The following is a 19,081-nucleotide window of genomic DNA, read 5'->3' on the forward strand; positions in this document are numbered from 1 at the left end:
TGGACTGCGGTTGCCGGTCGGTCCCGGCGTTATATGAAGAAATAATCGGCTGTCATCCTGAGCTTGCGAAGGACCTTATCAGGTCTGTGCAATTAGGCTACTAGCAGCGTGGCCGTGATAAGGTCCTTCGCAAGCTCAGGATGACAGCCAGTTCAGATAACGAATTACTCTTCGCGCTTGATGTCGATTTCGCGCTGGCTGTTGGGGTTGGCGAAGGGGATGCGCACGCGCAGCTCCTGGCCTTCGTGGATGGCGTCGATGCGGGCCGCGTCGAGATTGGCGGGCAGTTCCAGCGTTTGCACAAACAGCGGGGCGGCGAGCTGGTCGTCGGGCTCGTGGCGGTACTCGCTGAAGACGGTGAGCTTGTTCTGGTTGAGCACCACGCGGAAGCTGTCGGCCGAGACGGTGGGCATGGCCACCCGCACAATCACGCCCTTTGGGTGCTGGTCGATGCGCAGTTGGGGCTGGGCTACGCCACCACCGATGGTGTTGAGCAGGTCGAGCTGAGGGGCAATGCTATGGATGAATTTCGAGCTGATGAGTTTCATGTCGGGGAGCCACAAATAGGGGCGGCTTCGGGTCGGTAATTACAAATGATGTACCAATCTGAATCACCCATTATCCGCATTGAATATCAGCGCAATTGGCAGTTTTTAAACCGGCGCATTTTGTTATTCCGGCCACAGTGGCGGGAAGCGGTTTTAGTTCCCGTAAAATGCGGACGATATGGCGGCTTGTAGCATGGACTCTGCAAGTCCGCGCATTGAATGCAACCATACAGGCGCGGACTCGCAGAGCCCATGCTACGGCTAGAACCGGCTGGTCAGGCCGAAGTGGATTTTCGACGATTTCACATCGAACCCCTGCCCATTGGCCCGGCCCACCGAGTACACGAACTGAAACAGCCCCGCCGGCGTGCGGAAGCTGAGGCCGGTGCCCAGGCCGGTGGGCTCGTTGGCGGTGGCGTTGGCCAGGTCGCGGCGCAGGTAGGCCTGGTCGGCAAACAAAAAGGCGTAGGAATCGGGCCCGATGAACTGGCGAAACTCGGCCGTGGCCACGGCGTAGGTGCTGGTATAGAACTGATTTTCGTTGAAGCCCCGCAGCGAATTCAGCCCGCCCAGCCGGTACAGGTCGTTGATGAACAGCTGGGGGTTTTGCAGGGTTTCGCCGCGCACGCGCAGCAGCAGCACGCCGGCGCGCTGCACCGGGAAGTAGCGTTCGGCCCGCAGGCTGAAGGCGTACTGCGTGGTACGCAGGGCCACGCCTTCGTAGAGTTCCGGCCGAAGCTCAGAGTTGCGGCTGATGGTTTTGGTGCCGACTGCGCCCTGCCCGCTCAGCAGGTAGCCGCGGCGCGGAAAGTAGAGGTCGTCGAGGCTATTCCACGTGTAGTTCAGGCCGTAGGAATTGAACTGCGAATCGATGTTTTCGGGCAGCGTCGTGCGGGTTCTCAGCAGCGTGTCGAGCAAAAAAGAGTTGCGCTGCTCGAAGAAAAAGCTGACGCGGCCAGCCCGGGCCGTGGGGTAGCTCACCTGCACCCGGGGGCGCAGGGTGAGGAAGGCGTCGGTTTGCTTGTAAAGATTGAAGCTGGCCGCTACCTCGAAGGGCGTGCCGAAGAAGTTGGGGTGCACGTATTGCACATCGAGCAGCTGCGAGAGGGCATCGGTTTTGCGCCATTGCAGTCCAATCTGCTTGCCGCCGCCTTTGATGTTGCGCAGGTTGATGGTGACGTCGCCGGTGAACTGCACGCCGGTTTTATCGGTGTTGGCGTTGGGCAGAATGCCCACAATGGCATCGAACTGGTTGCTGGGCCGCTCGTCGAGCAACAGGTACACCCGCGCCCGGCCCAGGGCAAAGCGCACTTCGGGCTCGGCGCGCAGCTTCACGTAGGGCAGCTGGCGCAGCAGCTGGGCGGCGGCATCCACGCGCTGCTGGCTGAAGGGCTGGCCCGGGAACAGCTGCAGGTACTTGGTGAGGAAGCGCTTTTTGGTTTTGGTGTTGCCCACAATCTGCAGCGAGTCGAACACCACGGCCCGGCCGCGCTTCAGCACCACGCGCCCGGCAATGGCGGCCCCGTCGAGATGAATGGAATCGAGCCCCACAGTAGCAAACGGGAAACCCTGGTTTTCGGCTTCGGTGAGAATACGCTCCTGCAGCCGCGCCCAATCGGCGGGCACGAAGGGCGTGCCCCGGAAGAACTTTTCGCGGTAGCCGGCCCGGGTCAGCAGGCCGTCGCCGAGGTTGCCGTTGCGCAGGTAGGCCCAGCGGAAGGCCTCGCCCACGTACAGGCGCACCCGCACGGTGTCGCGGCTCCAGCGCAGCTCGTCGGCCGAGGCCGTGAGGTAGGCATCGGCCTGCAGGCCCAGCACCAGCTCGCGCACGGCGCGCAGGGCACTCAGCGAGTCGGGCACGGTGCTGCGCAGCTTGTAGCGGCGCAGCAGCGGCCGGTCGGCGGCTTCGGTTTCGAGCAGCAGCACGCGCGGACGGACTGGGGCGCGCGGGCCGGCAACCGGCGCGGCGGGGGCGGCCGGGCGCGGCGGCAGTGGCGGGCTGGCCAGGCCGGGCTGGTTGGGGTTGGCCGGGTTCAGGCCGGGCGTTTGGGCGCGGGCAGCCGGGCCGGCCAGCAGCACAAGCATTCCCCACAAGCATAGCAAAACCCTGGTCATTCGGAGGCACAACGCGAAAGCGGGCGAATAATTTCCCGAAGGTAGCCGGCAAGCCATGCCTGCCGAGAACCGGACACTGAAACAGAAAAACCTGCCCGAAAAATCGGACAGGCTTTTCCTGTTCTCAGCTTGCCCATCGGCCCAACGGCCGGAACCTAGTGCAGCACGATTTTGAAAGTAGCCGGGCCATCGCGCAGGGCGAGCCGAAGCGTATAGAGGCCGGGCGGCAGGTGGGCTGCTTCCACGGTTTGTTCGCCGTTGGCGGCCGGTGCGTAGGGCTGCTCCAGTACCAGCTGGCCCAGCGCGTTGTAGAGCCGCAGCGGGCCTGGCGTGGCGGAACGCAGCTCGTGGGGCACCAGCAGGGTGAAACGGCCGTGCGCCGGGTTGGGGTACACCCTCACGCCCGCTTCGGTCGGTTGGGCTGCCGTGGTGGCCAGGGCCACGCCGTCGTTCAGCCGCTCGTCGAGGTAGGCATTCACGCCGTTGAACTGCACCAGCGTGCAATCGAGGTCGCCGTCGCCGTCCAGGTCGCCCAGCGCCAGCCGCGAGGGGCTGCCCGTCAGCATCAGGCTGGCGGTGCGCGCAAATCGACCCGCGCCGTTGTTGAGCCGAACGTTGACGCTCGGGTAGGTATACACGTCGTAGTAGCTCAGGGCCACCACGTCGAGGTCGCCGTCGTGGTCCACATCGCCCAGGGCGAGTTGTCGCAGGCCCTTATCCATCGTCACCTGGGGGGGGGCGCCGGTGAAGCCGCCCGTGCCGTTGTTGGTCATGGTTGTCATGGCGGAATTGTTGGCCGCATCGATTAGCCCGATGGCTAGGTCCAGGTCGCCGTCGTTGTCGAGGTCGGCCAGGGCCAGGCTCGGGACGTAATCCGTTACCGGCAACGTGGCCCCCACGGTCAGAACGTTGGTGCCGGTATTGAGCAGCAGCCGCACCCCGTTGTGGTCGTTGGCTGTAACGGCATCCAGGTCGCCGTCGCCATCAATGTCGCCCAGGGCCAGGTCGGTGATGGGGTAATAGTAGCTCAAGTTGGGCGAGGTATAGGTGAAGTTGGCTTGCCCGTCGTTCACGGCAATGGTCACCAGCCCGGTAGTGGAATTGTCGCCCACCACAATGTCGAGGTCGCCGTCGCCGTCCATGTCGCCCACGGCCAGTTGGGTGGCAATCAGGCCCACGAAGCGCCCGGCACCGAAGGTCGCGCTGCCGTTGTTGAGGCACACGTTCACGCCCCGGCTGCCGGCGCCCACAATCACGTCGAGGTCGCCGTCACTGTCCACGTCGCCCAGCGCCAGCTTTTCTATTCCGTAGATGCTGGTGGTGATGTTGGTGCCGGCGCTGAACTGGCCCTGCCCATTGTTGAGCCGCACGCCCACCCGGGCCGGCGAATACGACAGCCCCGTTTCAAGGGCCGTAATCATGTCCAAATCGCCGTCGTTGTCGAGGTCGCCCATTGCCAGGCCCGCGGCATACTGGCCCATGGCCACAAGGGGCCCCGGCACAAACCCGCCGCGCCCGGTGCCTCCGGTGGCCGCCGTGAACTGGTACACCTGGGGGCTCACCAAAGCCCCGGTCGTCGTCTGCATGCTGCGGGGCAGGCTCACGCTGATTTGCTCGCCGGGCGCGAAGTCCTGGCTGGGGTCAAAGCTCAGGGCAGCAGTGCCGCCCCCGCTGAGCGTGCCGGGTCGTTTGCCCCGCAACTGGCTGCCAAACACGCGCATAGTGCCCGCCGAGGCTGCCGTAATGGCCGCCGGAAACGTGACGCCAACAGCCGCATTCCGCGCCACCGACGGGGCGTTGGCCGCGGGCAGCAGCTGCGTGGCCACCACCTGCGGGGCCACGGCAAAGGCCGTGGCCGAGGTGCCCGTACCATTGGGTGTGGTAATCGAAATAGCCCCCGTAGTGGCCCCGGTGGGCACGTTCACGGTGATGCGCGTATTGGAATTGATGACGAAGCCCGGCGCGTTGGTGCCGTTGAAGCGCACGGCCGTGGTGCCCGCGAATGCTGTGCCCGTAATTACCACGGGCGTGCCCACCGCGCCCGACGTGGGCGTGAAGCTGGTGATGACCGGCAGGGGCAGCGGCCCGTTGTAGAACACCGTGAGGTAGGGATAAGTCGTGACAAAGTCCAGGTCGCCGTCGCCGTCCACATCGGCCAGAGCGGGGCGGCGGGGCTTATCGGAAACAGCGAAATCCTGCACCGGCGTAAACGTGCCCGTTCCGTTGTTCAGGAGTACCTGCCCCGTGTAGAAGTTCGGGCTGCTCGTTACCAGGTCTAGGTCGCCGTCGGCATCGAGGTCACCCAGGGCCAGGCATTCGGCATCGCGGCTGGCCCAGAAGCCTCCCGCCGTAAAGGAGCCCGTGCCATCGTTGCGGGCTATATTAACCCAGACATTGCCCCCGCCCGAAACATTGCCGCCGGTGTCGCGGAAACTGGTGCCGAGCACATCGAGGTCGCCGTCGCCATCCACGTCGGCCAATTCAATGATTCGGTCAACATCCAGGTAGAAGGGCAGGTTTCCCCCGGGCGAAAAATGCCCCTCCCCGTCGTTCAGCCGCACCGAACTGGTGCCAAGGTTGGCCATTACTAGGTCGAGGTCGCCGTCGCCATCCACATCACCAACTTTCGGGGGCCACATACCAGCATAGCCCGATGGCCGCAGCACTTCGTTGGTGGTGCCGCTGAAATGCCCGCCGCCATCGTTGTAGCGCAGGCTGGTCGTAGTAGCAGTCGTGCCGGAGTTGGCCGTTAGTAAGTCCTGGTCGCCATCGCCGTCGAAATCAGCCAGCACAATGCCCTGCGGGTAATCCCCCACCGGCACATCAGGCGCCGCCGTAAAAACGCCGGTGCCATTGTTCAGTCGTACGTGCACCACGTTGGCGGTTGAGTTGGTTACCGCCAGGTCCAAGTCGCCGTCGCCGTCCACATCGCCCACGGCCAGCAGGTTCAGAATGTTGCCGGAGTTGGTAATCAGCGGGGTTTCCGCCCCAAAAGTGCCCGTCCCGTTGTTGCGCTGCCACGATATCCGGTCGTTGTTATCACTCACCTGAAAGACATCCTGGTCACCGTCGCCGTCGGCATCGGCCAGCACAGTTTGCCGGGCGTAGCCCTGGGTCGCAGTCGGCACGCTCAGGTAGCCCCGGCCGGTGCCGCCCACCGCCGCCCGGAACTGGAAAACGCGCTTCTGCACCCGGGCCGTGGCCGCCGTATAAGCCGGCACGCTTGCGCTCAGCACCTCGCCCGGCACGTAGGGCGTGCCGGGCGTGAGGGTAAGGGTAGCGCTGCCCGCGCCCGTGCGGGCACCGGCTAGTCGCCCACCCCGCTGCTGGCTGAATACGGTCAGGTTGGCATTGGTATTGGTGGCAATGGCCTGCCCAAAACCCACTGCCACCGGCGTGGTAGGCGGCACCGTAGCATTGGCCACAGGATTGGTATTCAGCACCGCAATGGGCTGCAGTACGGTGAAAGCGGTAGCCGAAGTCGCCGTGCCGTTGGCGTTGGTTAGCTGCAGCGGGCCGGTGGTGGCCCCGGCCGGCACCTGCACCTCCAACCGGCCGGCCGTGCGCAGGCTGAAGCTGGTAGCAGCCGTGCCATTGAACGACACGGCAGTGGTGCCAACCAGGTCGGTACCCGTCACAACCACCGTAGCACCGGGCAGGCCGCTGGCCGGCGCAAAGCTGAGCAGCGCCGGCGCCGCCAGGCGTTGGTTTAGCCACACGCGCACCGTGGCGTTGCTGGCATCGCCCACCAGCAGGTCGAGGTCGCCGTCGCCGTCGAGGTCGCCCAGCACGGGGTGGTGGGCCTGGCCGCTGCTGCCAAAGCTCAGGCTTTCGGTGCCGCCAAACTGGCCGGTGCCGTCGTTGCGCCGCACGGCGGCCGTGGTGGGTCCGCTCACCAGCAGGTCGAGGTCGCCGTCGCCGTCGAGGTCGCCCAGGGCTAGGTCGGTGCCGGTGGCCGTCGTCTGGCTGCCAGCGAAGGTGCCGGTGCCGTTGTTGAAGCGCACCAGGCCGTTACTGGTAACCAGGTCCAGGTCGTGGTCCCCGTCGAGGTCGCCGAGGACCGCCTGGAGCAGGCCCGTGCCGGCAGCCGTCGTCTGCACGCTGGTGAACACCCCGATGCCATTGTTTAGCGCCACGCTGAGGCTGCTGCCGCTCACGCCGGCGTTGGCGGTGATGAAGTCGAGGTCGCCGTCGTTGTCCACGTCGCCCAGGCTGATGCCTGTGGGCCGGCTGCCCACGGCAACCAATAGCCGCGTAGGGAAGTGACCGGTGCCATCGTTGAACAACACGCGCACGCTGTCGCGGGCGTAGTTGGGCGCCACCAGGTCCAGGTCGCCGTCGGCATCAAGGTCGCCCAGGGCCAGGTCGCGCGTATCGTCATCGAAGCCGCGCAGGGAGGCTTGGTTGGTAAAGCCGCCCTGCTGGTTGTTCAGGTATTCCGTTCCACTCGTCGACAACAGGTCGAAGTAGCCGTCGCCGTTGAGGTCGCCCACGACCACGTGGCGCGAGGCGGTACCGGCAAAATAGCCGTAGCTGAGCATAGTGCTATCGGGAAAGGCTCCCTCCCCGTCGTTGAAGCGCACAATGCCGCTGTTCGACAGCACGTCCAGGTCGCCGTCGCGGTCGAGGTCGCCCACCGCGAAACCCGCCGGCGAGCGGTAAGCCGCAAAGGGACGGCCGTTGCTCACGGGTAGAAACAGGCCCGTGCCGGTTCCGCCGGCGGCCATCGTAAATTCAAAAACCTGGCGCTCGGCCCGGCTGCCGTCGGTGCCGGCCAGGCGGTCGGGCACGCTCACGCTCAGCCGCTCGCCGGCGGCCAGCGGCCGGGCGGGGGCCAGCGCAACAGTGCTGCCGCTGGCCGTAGCCGTGCCGGCGGCTGTCCCGCTGCGCCGGTTGCTGAACACCCGCAGTTCGCCGGCCGAGGCCGCGCTCACCGGCCGGGCAAACGTTACGCTCACCGTCGAAGGCCGTGGGGCATTGGCCGTATTGCGGGCCGGGCTCACTTGCGTGGCCGCCAGCGTCTGCAGCACGGCAAACGAGCCGGGGGCCGTAGCCGTGCCGGCCGGCGTGGTAGCCGCCACCGGGCCACTGGTTGCCCCGGCCGGCACAGTAGCCACCAGCTGCGTATTCGAAAGCACCGTAAAAACCGCCGTAGCTACTCCGTTAAAGCTAACCGAGGCAGTGGTTTGCAGGTTGGTGCCCGTCAGCAGTACAGCGCTGCCCACGGGGCCTGCGGCCGGCCGCAGGCCGGCGAGGGTGGGCGGCGGGCCAGGGCGGTTTAGTTTCACCAGCACCGTGTTCGAATTGTCTTCGCAGAGTTCGTCGAGGTCGAGGTCGCCGTCGAGGTCGGCCAGCACTACATTGTTCGAATCAGTTGTCGACGTGGGAGTCAACTCCAGGGTGAACTGGCCGGCGCCGTCGTTGAGGGCGACGCCCGCACTGGTTACCAGGTCGAGGTCGCCGTCGGCATCGGTATCGCCCACGGCCAGGCTGTTCCCGCCCAGGCCCAAGATGGCCGTTTGGCTGAAATTGCCCGCCCCGTTGTTGCGGAGCACCACCACGCGGTAGCTGTAGGCGGGGTACGATTGCAGAGCCAGGTCGAGGTCGCCGTCGCCGTCGAGGTCGCCCAGCACCATTTTGCGCACCGTATTGGCCGACTGCGTGAGCGCGGCGGCCGTCGCAAAGCTGCCTGCGCCGTTGTTGAGGCTGACGGTGAGGCGCTCGTAGCCGTAGTTGTCGCGGCCGGCCACCACCACGTCGAGGTCCCCGTCCCCGTCCACGTCGCCAATGGTCATCGCGGTAGCGGTTACGCTGCTGGCAGAAAAAACCTGGCTGGCAAAGGTACCGGCGCCATTGTTCAGCAGGGTCGTTATCTGGCCATCGCCTACGAATAACAGGTCGAGGTCACCGTCGGCATCGGCATCAGCCAGAGCCAGCAGGGTGCTCGCACCAATTGCTCCCGAAAAACTGCTCCCTCCCGCAAAAGCTCCGCTGCCGTTGTTGAGCCAGGTCTTGCCGGTGGTAGCCGTCGCCGAGCTGACCAGGTCGAGGTCGCCGTCGCCGTCCACATCGCCCACCACTACGCCACTGGCGGGGGCGGTGCCGGCCAGCGGCGTGGCGCTCGCAAATGTTCCCGTGCCGTCATTCAGCAGCAGCAGCAGGCCCTGCGCGCCTCCCGGGGCCACCAGGTCCACGTCGCCGTCGTTGTCGAAGTCGCCCGCCCGAAACCCAGTCGCCCCGGCCGTGGCCAGGGTGCCGGTGCCCACAAAATAGTGCCGCCCCGTACCGCCCACGGCGGCCGTGAACTGCACCACCTGCTTGTTTACCCGGTTGCCATCGGCAGCCTGCAGGCTGCCGGGCAGGCTCACGCTCACCAGTTCGCCCGGCGCAAACTCCTGGCTCGGGGCAAAGGTGAGCGTGGAGGTGCCGCCGCCGCTCACGGCTCCCGGCCGGCCGCCACGGCGCAGGCTGCCAAACACCCGCAGGTTGCCCGCCGTAGCCGCCGTAATGGGCACCGTGAACGTGGCTGCCACCGTGCTGGCGCGGGGCACCGCAACGGCATTGCGCGCGGGCGCAATGGCCGTGAGCAGCACCGGCACGGGAACAACAATGGTGAAAGGCGTGGGCGAAGTGGCAGTGCCGGCTTCTTCCGTCACCACCGTCACCACGCCCGAGGTGGCACCCGCTGGCACAACCACATCAAGGCCGGTGCCCGTGCCATTGAGCACAAAGCCGGAAGCCAGCAATCCATTAAAGAACACACCGGCCACATCGGTCAGGGCCGTGCCGGTGATGGTCACGGTGGCCCCCACCGGGCCCGAAACCGGGCTCAGCCCCGTGATGACGGGCGCGGGTAGCGGGGCCAGGCTGCCCTGGTTCAGGCTGGCAAGCACCTTGCCGTGCTCGTCAGACGTAATCAGGTCGAGGTCGCCGTCGCCATCCAGGTCGCCCAGGGCCACGCCCACCGCTTGCACCGGGCTGGCCGTGCCGGGCCGGTTGAGGCGCAACGGGCGGGCCTGCACCGCAAAGCTGCCCGCCGCGTTGAGGCAGGTAAATACCCGGCCACCGGAGCCCTGCGCGACCAGCAGGTCGAGGTCGCCATCGGCGTCGAGGTCGCCGGTGCGCAGGCCGGTGGGCGTGCTGCCCGCTGGCAGGCTGGTGGTGGCCAGCGAAGCAAACGTGCCGCTGCCGTTGTTCAGCAGCCGGCTCACCGAAGCACCGCCGGTGTTGGCCGTCAGCAGGTCGAGGTCGCCGTCGCCGTCCACGTCGGCCAGGGCCAGCTCGCTGGGCTGCAGGCCCACGGCAAAAGTAGTGGGCGCGCCAAACGTGCCCGTACCCGAGTTGCGGCACAGGCTCACGGTACCAATGGGGCTGTTCAATGTGCCGGCGTTGCTGGTGAGCAGGTCGAGGTCACCATCGTTGTCCACATCGGCCAGGGCCACGGCCGTGGGGCCAACGCCCACTCCTACCGTAGTGGCAGCGGTGTAGAGCAGCGGCAGGGCGCCGTTGTTGTAGCGCACAGTGGCCGAGTTACCGCCGTTGTTGGCTGTCACAAAGTCGAGGTCGCCGTCGCCGTCCACATCGCCGGCGGCCACACTCACCGGGCGTAGGCCAACCGGCGCATTCTGCGCGCCCGTTACCGAGCCGATGAAATCGCCGGTGCCATCGTTGATGCAAACCGACACCACCGCGTTATCGGCATCGCCCACCAGCATGTCGAGGTAGCCGTCCTGGTTCACATCGGCTAGCGTTACGCCGCTGGGTGTTTGGGCCGTTACCACGCCCGTTTTGAAGGTGAAACGGCCGTTGCCGTTGTTCAGAAAAATGCGGCAGCCGTAGAGCGCGCCGGTTGTTACCAGGTCAAGGTCGCCATCGTTGTCGAGGTCGCCCAGCACCTGGTCGCGGTTGCCCGTATTGCCCACCACGGTGGTATCGCCGAAAAAGCCTTTCCCGCCACCGCCCGTGGCCGCCGTGAACTGGTACACCTGCCGGGCCAGGGCCGTGCCGCCGGTGCTTAGCATACTGGCCGGCAGGCTCACGCTCAGCACATCGCCGGGCATAAATGCCTGGCCGGGGGCGAAGGACAGGGCCGCCGTGCCCCCGCCGCTGAGGCTGCCCGCCAACCGGCCGCCCCGCTGGGCACTATATACCCGCAGGTTGCCGGCCGATGCCGCCGAAATTGCCTGCGAAAACCCGACGCCAACGGCGGAGCTGCGGGGTGCCGCCACGGCGTGCCGCGCGGGCTGGCGGCTCATCACCGTCACCTGCGCCTGGGCTGCCAGGCCCGGCAGCAGCCCGCCCAAAGCCAGCAGGCGATGCCACCGAGAAGCCCGGGATGTAGCAAGAAAACCGGCCCCGCCGCAGTGGGCCGCAGTGGAAGTAGAGAATGAAGCCAAACGATTGTAAATGATAAAGTAGAAGCCGAAATGAAGAAAGGCGGAAATACCTGCGCAACGAAGTTATTGTGCAAATAACCAAATATAAAAGTTACCGCCAGAGCTTCTCATTTCCTCCTTTTTCAGGTTTCGACAATCCTTGTTTTTCGGTGTAGCCACCAAGCTCACTGGTGTGTTGAAACGGGTGTTGAGACTGGTTTCAGCGGGGCAAACTGTGCTCAGCAAGGCAGAAGCTCCCGTTGCTCCAGCGCAGTATGCCGCATGAGGCCCGATGACTTGCCTCAGTGGTTTTGCCGCTACCGTTGCGCTGCTGACGGGCGCAGTATCGGCGGCCGGCAACCTGATAGCTGCTCTGCGTAGTAGTGACGACCTTTGCGGGCAAGTATTGTATTGCTGCACCCGCGTTTCTCATGGCCGGCCTCTATCTCCACATTCCCTTCTGCAAGCAGGCCTGCCACTACTGCGACTTTCATTTCAGCACCTCGCTGGGGCTGAAAAGCCAATTAGTAGAGGCCATCGTGCGCGAGCTGGAACTGCGTCGCGATTACCTGCCCGCCGATACTACGCTCGACACCATCTACTTCGGGGGCGGCACCCCGTCGCTGCTCACCGCCGATGAGCTGGCGCAGATTTTTGCCGCCATTCACCGCCACTTCGCGGTGTCGCCGCAGGCCGAAATCACCCTCGAAGCCAACCCCGACGACCTCAGCGCCGCCAAGCTCGCCGAGCTACAGGCCGCCGGCATCAACCGGCTCAGCATCGGCCTGCAAAGCTTCTACGAGCCGCATTTGCGCCTGATGAACCGCGCCCACACCGCCGAGGAGTCCACCACGGCCGTGCGCCGCGCCCAAGATGCGGGCTTCGAGAACATTTCCATCGACTTAATTTACGGCGTGCCCGCGCCCGGCCACCACATCTGGGAAGCTGACCTGGCCAACGCTTTCGCGCTGGGCGTGCCGCACGTGTCGGCCTACGCCCTCACCATCGAGCCGGGCACGGCCTTCGGGCACCGCCTGCAAAAAGGCACGTTCAAGGCGGCGCCCGATGAGTTTGTGGCCACGCAGTTCGAAATGCTGCTAGCGGCAATGCGCGCCCATGGCTACACGCAGTACGAAATCAGCAATTTCTGCCGGCCCGGCCGCGAAAGCCGCCACAACGGCAACTACTGGCGCGGGGTACCCTACCTCGGCCTCGGCCCCAGCGCCCACAGCTACGACGGCCGCAACCGCCTCTTCACCCTGGCCAACAACCCGCAGTACGTGGCGGCGGTGCTGGAGCGCGGCGAAGTGCCCGTGACCATTGACGAGCTCAGCGCCACCGACCGCGCCAACGAGTACCTGCTCACCACCCTGCGCACCGCCCGCGGCTGCGACCTGGCCCACCTGCGCACCCACCACGGCCTCGACCTACCGGCCACCCGCGCCGCCTACCTCGCCGAGCTGCAGGCCAGCGGCTGGGCCACCATCCAAAACGAAGTGCTTACCTTGACCGACGCTGGCAAGCTGCTGGCCGACCACATTACGCTGGAGCTGTTCCAAACCCCTGCCGTAACCGAATGAAACTCCTGAGCGACAGCATTGCCGACGATGCCGACTTCTTCGTCGAGCAGATTCACCTCGTGACCATCGTCTTCGACAATACCGACGACGTGACCGTGTGGGCCACCACCCACTTCGACCACGACACGCACTTTTTCCACCTCGCTCTGCCCTTCAAGGCACTCGATACGCTGCTCTCGCTGGCCCATACCCGCGCCGAAGCCCTGCAGGAAGAAGTAGCCGATGCCCTCGCTACCGCCGACTGGCCCGCTCTGCTCGAATACAACTCCGACGACCGCCCGCCCGTGCCCCTGCCCAGCGTGGCCCTGAAACTATCCGTCACCTACCCCGTGCCCGAGGAGGGCGAAGCCGAGGACGACGACCCGCAGCCCCACAACATCTTCTACCTCGAAGGCGTGTTCGTGCGCCTCGACACCTAGCGCCCGCCGTGGCCGCGCCGCCCGTTTTCTATCTCATTCCCGGCCTCGGGGCCGATGAGCGGGTGTTCCAGTTCCTGCGCTTGCCAAGCGAAGTGCACGTGCTGAAATGGCTCGCGCCCGAGACGCCCGCCGAGCCCCTGCCCCACTACGCCGCCCGCCTCGCCGAGGCCGTGCCGCCCGGGCAACCCTGCTGGCTGGTAGGCGTGTCGTTCGGCGGCGTGCTGGCGCAGGAAGTAGCCCGGCTGCGTCCGTTGGCCCGCGTCGTGCTCATTTCCAGCTTCGCCGGCCCGCGCGAGTTGCCCTGGCTGGGGCGGGTAGCCCGGGCCACCCGCCTCTACCGCCTGCTGCCGCCGCAGCTGCTACCGAAGCTACCGGCACTGGCCAGCTGGTTCTTTGGCGTAAAAACCACCCGCGACCGCCAATTGCTCACCCAGATTTTGCGCGACACCGACTCCAATTTTACCCGCTGGGCCATTGCCCGGCTGCTGCAATGGCCCGGCCGGCCCGAGGTGCCCGCCATCCGCATTCACGGCACCGACGACCGATTGCTGCCGCACGGCGCGGCCCACAGCCAGTACGTGCTGCCCGGCGGGCATCTGATTATCATCAGCCGCGCCGCCGAAATCAGCCGGATTCTGACGATGCTGACCACAAATTAGTGTTGTTGAGGCTGATAAAATAACGTCCTGCTGAGCGTAGTCGAAGCATCTTGCGTGCAGTAGCAAACTCAATCGAATAGATTAATGGCGAGGTAGAGATGCTTCGACTGCGCTCAACATGACGTTCTTTTGCTTACTGCTCATTGCTCATTGATAAGTGTCCATGCTTCCCACCTACCCCTTCGCCGGCCGCGTTTATACCTACGACCCCGCCGCGCCGCTCGACATTTCCCTGCCCCTGGCCCCCGGCGAAAGCCAGGTAAACTGCTTCTGGGCCGAGCCCGTGCAGTTCGATACCATTCGGGTGGGCAGCTTCGTGGGCAGCGTAGCCCTGGGCGGCAGCACCAACTACCAGCGCATCCACGTCACACCCCACGGCAACGGCACGCACACCGAGTGCTACGGCCACATCTCGCCCGACCCGGCCATCACGCTCAACCAGTGCCTGCGCCGCTTCCTGTTCGTGGCCCGCGTGGTGAGCGTGGCCCCGGTATCCCAGCCCAACGGCGACCTTGTGGTGCTGCTGGCCGATGTGCAGGCGGCCCTCATGGCCCAACCCGACCGCGCCCTGCCCGAAGCCCTGGTCCTGCGCACCCTGCCCAACGACGACGCCAAACGCCACCGTCACTACTCCGGCACCAACCCCACCTACATTGAGCCCGCGCTGGCCGAGTATCTGGCCGAATACAGCATCCAGCATTTCCTGCTCGACCTGCCCAGCGTCGACCGCGAAGAAGATGCCGGCCAGCTGCTGGCCCACCACGCCTTCTGGCAATACCCGGCTCAGCCCCGCCGCGAAGCCACCATCACCGAGCTCCTTTTCGTGCCCGATGAAGTCGAAGACGGCCTCTACCTGCTCAATCTCCAAATCACCAGCCTGGAGCTCGATGCCAGTCCCAGCAAGCCCGTCCTCTACCGCCTCACCCCGGCGCCCACCGAGGGCAGCGCCGCATTGGCCCGGTAACGCCCGCCACCGCCCGCGCCATACTTGCAACCGCGCCGGCCTTATCCGATATTGCTGAACCATTGTAAATCAGCAATAAACCTGATGCGCCGGACTGCTTTACGTTATTTCTTTTCTCAGCCGCTGGCCCGCCAAAGCATGGCGCTGGCCGGGCTGGGTTTGGCCCTGGTGGCACGGCCCGAAGCGGGCGTTGCGCAAACTGTTCCCGTGCCCTCACTTCCGGTACCCGCGGCCGCTCCCGAAACCAGTGCGCCCTCAGCACCAGCGGTAGCCTCGCCCCGCTTTCTGCTCAAAGCCGGCCTGCAGCTTACCCACCTGTTCTACCTGCCCGACCATCTGGGTTGGCAATTGGTTTTCCCGGCTTCTCTGGGCTTCGAGTACCGCCTGAATCCGAAGTTCAGCCTGCTGGCTCGGGCCGAGGCCGACATTGCCGCCGGCCGCGCCCCACGTGGCCGCCGCGGTGGCCCCCAGGCCCCGGCCGCCGGAGCCGCCTTCGGCCTGGAAGCGCGCTACTATTTCAACCAGAGCCGGGCACGCTGCGCCGGCGCCCCCGCCGAGTGCTGGGGAAATTACGTGGCCTTCGAAACCAGCACCGACTTGAGCGCGGCCGGCCGCCTGCGCGGTGGCGCGCGCAGCCGCAAGCGGGGCGCGAGCAGCCTCACGCGCTTCACACCCAGCGCCTTCGTATTGGTAGGCACCCAGCACCGCGGCCCGGGCCGCCACCTGCTCTACGACCTGAGTGCCGGCCTGGGCCTCGAAGCCCCGCCGCCCTACGCCGCCGATGCCACCATCAGCCGCCCCTGGGAAATGGCGTCCCAGTTGAACCTGCGGGTGTATTTCAGCAACTCAACCCGGGCGCCGCGCTAGCCAGCCAACCCAAACGCGAAAAGGGCTGCCCGTGAGGAGCAGCCCTTTTTAACGTTTAATTAGCAGGCAATTAAGCCGGAACCGATACTACTTCGCGGGGAACAACCGTTACGAGCGAACGGTCTTTGCGGCCCTTGCGGAACTGCACCTCGCCATCAACGAGGGCGAACAGCGTGTGGTCCTTGCCCATGCCCACGTTAGCGCCGGGGTGGTGCTTGGTACCGCGCTGACGCACGATGATGTTGCCAGCAACCAGAGCCTGGCCGCCGAAGATTTTTACGCCGAGACGTTTCGAATGCGATTCGCGGCCGTTGTTGGACGAGCCGACACCTTTCTTGTGAGCCATTTTGTTGGAGCTGTTAGCTAATAGCTGTTAGCTGTTAGCGTCTGGTTAAAATAAAGGTAACTGCCAGTAGAACAAAGAGCTAACAGCTGATAGCTGATAGCTAAAAGCTCAAAAACTAGCCGATGCTGTTAATCATTACTTTGGTGAACGACTGACGGTGGCCGTTCATTTTCTGGTAGCCTTTGCGGCGCTTCTTCTTGAAGACCAGAACTTTGTCGCCTTTTACGTGGGCGATGATGGTGCCGGTTACGGCCACGCTCAGCTCGGGAGCACCAACCGTGATAGTGCCGTTGTCATCGGTCAGCAGGGCGTTGCCCAGCGTTACGGTGTCACCAACATTGCCGGCCAGTTTGTGAGCGTAAACGAATTTGTTGGCCTCAACCTTGGTCTGCTGGCCAGCTATGTTAACAATTGCGTACATCAGCTTTCGCGGGTTTTTCTGAAATGGGAAGGCAAAAGTACGACTTTGATTTGGGAAATCCAAACCCTAAGTTGTTAATCGTCATTGGCTGCCCGTCGCTTAGCCGGCTTTAGGCCCTTGGCGGCAAGTGAAGGCCAGATTAAGACACGGTTAAAAAATCCGGCAAATCGGCCGAAAAAGCCGGCACTTTGGGGACAAGTGAGTTTATCCACAAGTCAAATGTGGATAAGTAGCGCAAAACACCTGATTTTGAGCCTGGTTTTCCATCGGCAGTGCGCGGATAATCGACGGGTTTTGGCGCGTAGAAAACTGCGGCTTAGCTAAAAAATACCGAACAAAAAAGCTAAGTCCGGTGGCAATCGGCCCTGGGCGCGGGGCTATATTTGAAGTTGAAACGCCGCCCGCTTTTCTCGTGGCCGGGCCAAACATCTGCCCGCGGGCCGGGGTTTGGCTGCCACCTTCCCCGCCGAAAACCGCCATCAACATCCTCTCCGCCTATGGAACCGCTCCTCGCTGAAAACCCCAACCGCTTCGTGCTTTTCCCCATCCAGAACGATGAGGTGTGGCAGTACTACAAGAAGTCGCAGGCTTCGTTCTGGACCGCCGAGGAAATCGACCTGAGCCAGGACCAGAAAGACTGGAACAACCTGAACGACAACGAGCGGCACTTCATCAAGCACGTGCTGGCTTTCTTCGCCGCCTCCGATGGCATTGTGAACGAAAACCTGGCCGTGAACTTCATGCAGGAGGTGCAGATGCCCGAGGCGCGCTGCTTCTACGGCTTCCAGATTATGATGGAAAACATTCACAGCGAGACGTATTCGCTGCTGATTGACACTTACATCAAAGACCCCAAGGAGAAAGACTACCTCTTCAACGCCCTCGAAACCGTGCCTGCCGTGCAGAAAAAAGGCGAGTGGGCGCTGAAGTGGATTAACTCGGAGAACTTCGCCGAGCGCCTCATTGCCTTCGCGGCCGTGGAGGGCATCTTCTTCTCGGGCTCGTTCTGCAGCATTTTCTGGCTGAAGAAGCGCGGCCTGATGCCCGGCCTCACGTTCTCGAACGAGCTGATTTCGCGCGATGAGGGGCTGCACTGCGATTTCGCCTGCCTGCTCTACAGCTACCTGCAGAATAAGCTGAGCACGGAGCGGGTGCAAAGCATTATCCGCGACGCGGTTACGATTGAACAGGAGTTTGTGACCGACGCGCTGCCGGTGAGCCTGATTGGCATGAACGCCAAAACGATGTCGCAGTACATCGAGTTTGTGGCCGACCGCCTGCTGGTGTCGCTGGGCTGCGGCAAAATTTACAACGCTACGAACCCCTTCGATTTCATGGAAATGATTTCGGTGCAGGGCAAAACCAACTTCTTTGAGAAGCGCGTGGCCGAGTATCAGAAGGCCGGTGTGATGAGCGAGCGCAACGACAACGTGTTCTCGCTCGACGAGGATTTCTAATGCATCGTGCAACGGCCTAGCAGTCGCAGCGGTCAAGGCCCCGTACCTTAACCCTGCGACTGCTATGCGTTTACGATGGACGATTACGCTTCTGGTAATGGCGGCTAGCTTGCCGGCCTGCAAAAAAGACGCGCCGCAAAAAGAGGCCACCTGCGGGGCGGGCTTTGCAAAGGCAACCGTGCTGCACGGCCGTAACCTGTGCGACCAGAATGGCTACGTGATACAGTTGGATGCAGGTGCTGCCTATCCGCCGGATTCGTTGCCAGCCAACTTGCAACAAAGTGGGTTGCGCATCTGCCTTACGTACACGCTGTATGAAGACCCGCGTATGTGCGCCTGCTGCGGTGGTACACGGCTAAAAATCGGGCAGATACAGCGGCAATAGAGCGGTAGTATTATGTGCCGATAGTCAGTTGCTGCAGACACTATTTTTCTGGCCTTGCCAGGCAACCGAAGAGTAAAAAATGCCGAGTTGAAAATATTCCGAGCCGACGGCTCGGGCTGATTTTATTTTCACCTTCCAGCAATTTATTACTGATGAAATACGGTTTATTCCTGCTTCTGCTGCTAAGCGCGGTGGCCCCGGCCGTTTATGCGCAAACATCAACCGCGCCTGTGCCGCCAGCTTCGGCGGTGGCGCCGCCCACGGGGGCCATGCTGCAGCGCTACTCCACGGCCAGCGGCCAGACGACCTTCTTCTCCTCGGCCCCGCTGGAGGACATTGAGGCGCTGAACTCGCGGGTGGCGGCCATCTTCGACTTGACCAGCGGGCAGCTGGCGTTTTCGATGTACATGAAGGACTTCCAGTTCAAGAACTCGCTGATGCAGGAGCATTTCAACGAGAACTACGCCGAGAGCGACAAATACCCGCGGGCCCGCTTCACCGGCAAGCTGGTGCTGATGCCGACGGAGGGACAGCTGCGTGCCGGGCCGCAGCCGGTGTATGTGCAGGGCTTCCTCACCATTCACAATGTGAAGCGCAAGGTGCGGGTGCCGGGCACGCTGCAGCTGCGCGGCAACGATTTGGTGGTGACGTCCAAGTTCAACGTGGCGCCCGCCGATTATAAGATTAAGATTCCGGCACTGGTGCGCAACAACATCGCCAAGAGCATCGATGTGAGCATTATCCTTACGTGCCAGCCGGGGCAGGCCAACCCGGTGGGCACAGCCAGCCGGTAAATCGGTTAGATAGTAGAGTTGCTATAGTTGCTTTTGCCGCCCGGCTACTTGAAAAAGTGGCCGGGCGGCTTGCTTTTGGGGTGTGTGGAAAACTTCCGGTTTTTTTCCTTGCCCTGCGAAAACCCAGGCGGTAATTTCCGGGATTCAATAC

Annotated in this window: 13 protein-coding genes; 8 read left to right on the plus strand and 5 right to left on the minus strand. The window is 63.8% G+C overall.

Features of this window, described 5'->3' with window-relative positions:
- Positions 1–164: 164 nt before the first annotated feature.
- From MON38_RS11540 to MON38_RS11550, 3 genes are all read right to left on the minus strand, one after another.
- Positions 165–548, minus strand: a complete 384-nt coding sequence (locus tag MON38_RS11540) for an Hsp20 family protein (RefSeq protein ID WP_241936322.1) — start codon at positions 546–548, stop codon at positions 165–167.
- Positions 549–809: 261 nt separating this feature from the next.
- On the minus strand, positions 810–2,633 hold the full coding sequence (locus tag MON38_RS11545; RefSeq protein WP_241936323.1) for a BamA/OMP85 family outer membrane protein: 1,824 nt from the start codon (positions 2,631–2,633) through the stop codon (positions 810–812).
- A gap of 185 nt (positions 2,634–2,818) precedes the next feature.
- A complete protein-coding gene (locus MON38_RS11550; RefSeq protein ID WP_241936324.1) occupies positions 2,819–11,059 on the minus strand; it encodes an FG-GAP-like repeat-containing protein in 8,241 nt (2,746 codons plus the stop codon).
- A 410-nt stretch (positions 11,060–11,469) separates the two neighbouring features.
- Here MON38_RS11550 and hemW point away from each other — a divergent pair, with 410 nt between their 5' ends.
- From hemW to MON38_RS11575, 5 genes are all read left to right on the plus strand, one after another.
- Positions 11,470–12,618: a radical SAM family heme chaperone HemW gene (hemW, locus tag MON38_RS11555; RefSeq protein WP_241936325.1), complete on the plus strand. Its 1,149-nt coding sequence runs from the start codon at positions 11,470–11,472 to the stop codon at positions 12,616–12,618.
- A complete protein-coding gene (locus tag MON38_RS11560; protein WP_241936326.1) occupies positions 12,615–13,037 on the plus strand; it encodes a hypothetical protein in 423 nt (140 codons plus the stop codon). The genes hemW and MON38_RS11560 overlap by 4 nt, the downstream gene beginning before the upstream one ends.
- Positions 13,038–13,045: 8 nt before the next feature.
- Positions 13,046–13,696, plus strand: a complete 651-nt coding sequence (locus MON38_RS11565; protein WP_241936327.1) for an alpha/beta fold hydrolase — start codon at positions 13,046–13,048, stop codon at positions 13,694–13,696.
- Positions 13,697–13,859: 163 nt separating this feature from the next.
- The gene (locus MON38_RS11570) at positions 13,860–14,660 is read left to right on the plus strand and encodes a cyclase family protein (RefSeq protein WP_241936328.1); all 801 of its coding nucleotides are present in this window, start codon (positions 13,860–13,862) and stop codon (positions 14,658–14,660) included.
- A 207-nt stretch (positions 14,661–14,867) separates the two neighbouring features.
- Complete coding sequence (locus MON38_RS11575) at positions 14,868–15,527, plus strand: hypothetical protein (protein WP_241936329.1); 660 nt, start codon at positions 14,868–14,870, stop codon at positions 15,525–15,527.
- A 70-nt stretch (positions 15,528–15,597) separates the two neighbouring features.
- Here MON38_RS11575 and rpmA read toward each other — a convergent pair whose 3' ends face one another.
- Both rpmA and rplU read right to left on the minus strand, forming a co-directional pair.
- Positions 15,598–15,873, minus strand: coding sequence for a 50S ribosomal protein L27 (gene rpmA / locus MON38_RS11580; protein ID WP_241936330.1), 276 nt, complete (start codon positions 15,871–15,873; stop codon positions 15,598–15,600).
- Between the two features lie 115 nt (positions 15,874–15,988).
- Positions 15,989–16,294, minus strand: coding sequence for a 50S ribosomal protein L21 (gene rplU, locus MON38_RS11585; RefSeq protein ID WP_241936331.1), 306 nt, complete (start codon positions 16,292–16,294; stop codon positions 15,989–15,991).
- Between the two features lie 497 nt (positions 16,295–16,791).
- Between rplU and MON38_RS11590 the strand changes: the two genes are divergently transcribed.
- The 3 genes from MON38_RS11590 (at position 16,792) to MON38_RS11600 (ending at position 18,930) form a co-directional block, all read left to right on the plus strand.
- Positions 16,792–17,751 (plus strand): ribonucleoside-diphosphate reductase small subunit, encoded by a 960-nt coding sequence (locus MON38_RS11590; RefSeq protein ID WP_241936332.1) that lies wholly within the window; start codon positions 16,792–16,794, stop codon positions 17,749–17,751.
- Positions 17,752–17,815: 64 nt separating this feature from the next.
- Entirely contained in the window at positions 17,816–18,136 is a 321-nt protein-coding gene (locus MON38_RS11595) for a hypothetical protein (RefSeq protein ID WP_241936333.1), read from the plus strand.
- A 152-nt stretch (positions 18,137–18,288) separates the two neighbouring features.
- Positions 18,289–18,930: a YceI family protein gene (locus MON38_RS11600; RefSeq protein WP_241936334.1), complete on the plus strand. Its 642-nt coding sequence runs from the start codon at positions 18,289–18,291 to the stop codon at positions 18,928–18,930.
- The last annotated feature ends 151 nt before the right edge of the window (positions 18,931–19,081 follow it).

The sequence above is a fragment of the Hymenobacter cyanobacteriorum genome, from assembly GCF_022631375.1.
In the GTDB taxonomy this organism is placed as follows: domain Bacteria; phylum Bacteroidota; class Bacteroidia; order Cytophagales; family Hymenobacteraceae; genus Hymenobacter; species Hymenobacter cyanobacteriorum.

What these genes read in the sequence shown, in the direction of transcription:
- MON38_RS11540 (WP_241936322.1), bottom strand. Translation starts at nt 548, where the DNA reads ATGAAACTCATCAGCTCGAAATTCATCCATAGCATTGCCCCTCAGCTC.
- MON38_RS11545 (WP_241936323.1), bottom strand. Translation starts at nt 2,633, where the DNA reads ATGCTTGTGCTGCTGGCCGGCCCGGCTGCCCGCGCCCAAACGCCCGGC.
- hemW (WP_241936325.1), top strand. Translation starts at nt 11,470, where the DNA reads ATGGCCGGCCTCTATCTCCACATTCCCTTCTGCAAGCAGGCCTGCCAC.
- MON38_RS11560 (WP_241936326.1), top strand. Translation starts at nt 12,615, where the DNA reads ATGAAACTCCTGAGCGACAGCATTGCCGACGATGCCGACTTCTTCGTC.
- MON38_RS11570 (WP_241936328.1), top strand. Translation starts at nt 13,860, where the DNA reads ATGCTTCCCACCTACCCCTTCGCCGGCCGCGTTTATACCTACGACCCC.
- rpmA (WP_241936330.1), bottom strand. Translation starts at nt 15,873, where the DNA reads ATGGCTCACAAGAAAGGTGTCGGCTCGTCCAACAACGGCCGCGAATCG.
- rplU (WP_241936331.1), bottom strand. Translation starts at nt 16,294, where the DNA reads ATGTACGCAATTGTTAACATAGCTGGCCAGCAGACCAAGGTTGAGGCC.
- MON38_RS11590 (WP_241936332.1), top strand. Translation starts at nt 16,792, where the DNA reads ATGGAACCGCTCCTCGCTGAAAACCCCAACCGCTTCGTGCTTTTCCCC.
- MON38_RS11595 (WP_241936333.1), top strand. Translation starts at nt 17,816, where the DNA reads ATGCGTTTACGATGGACGATTACGCTTCTGGTAATGGCGGCTAGCTTG.
- MON38_RS11600 (WP_241936334.1), top strand. Translation starts at nt 18,289, where the DNA reads ATGAAATACGGTTTATTCCTGCTTCTGCTGCTAAGCGCGGTGGCCCCG.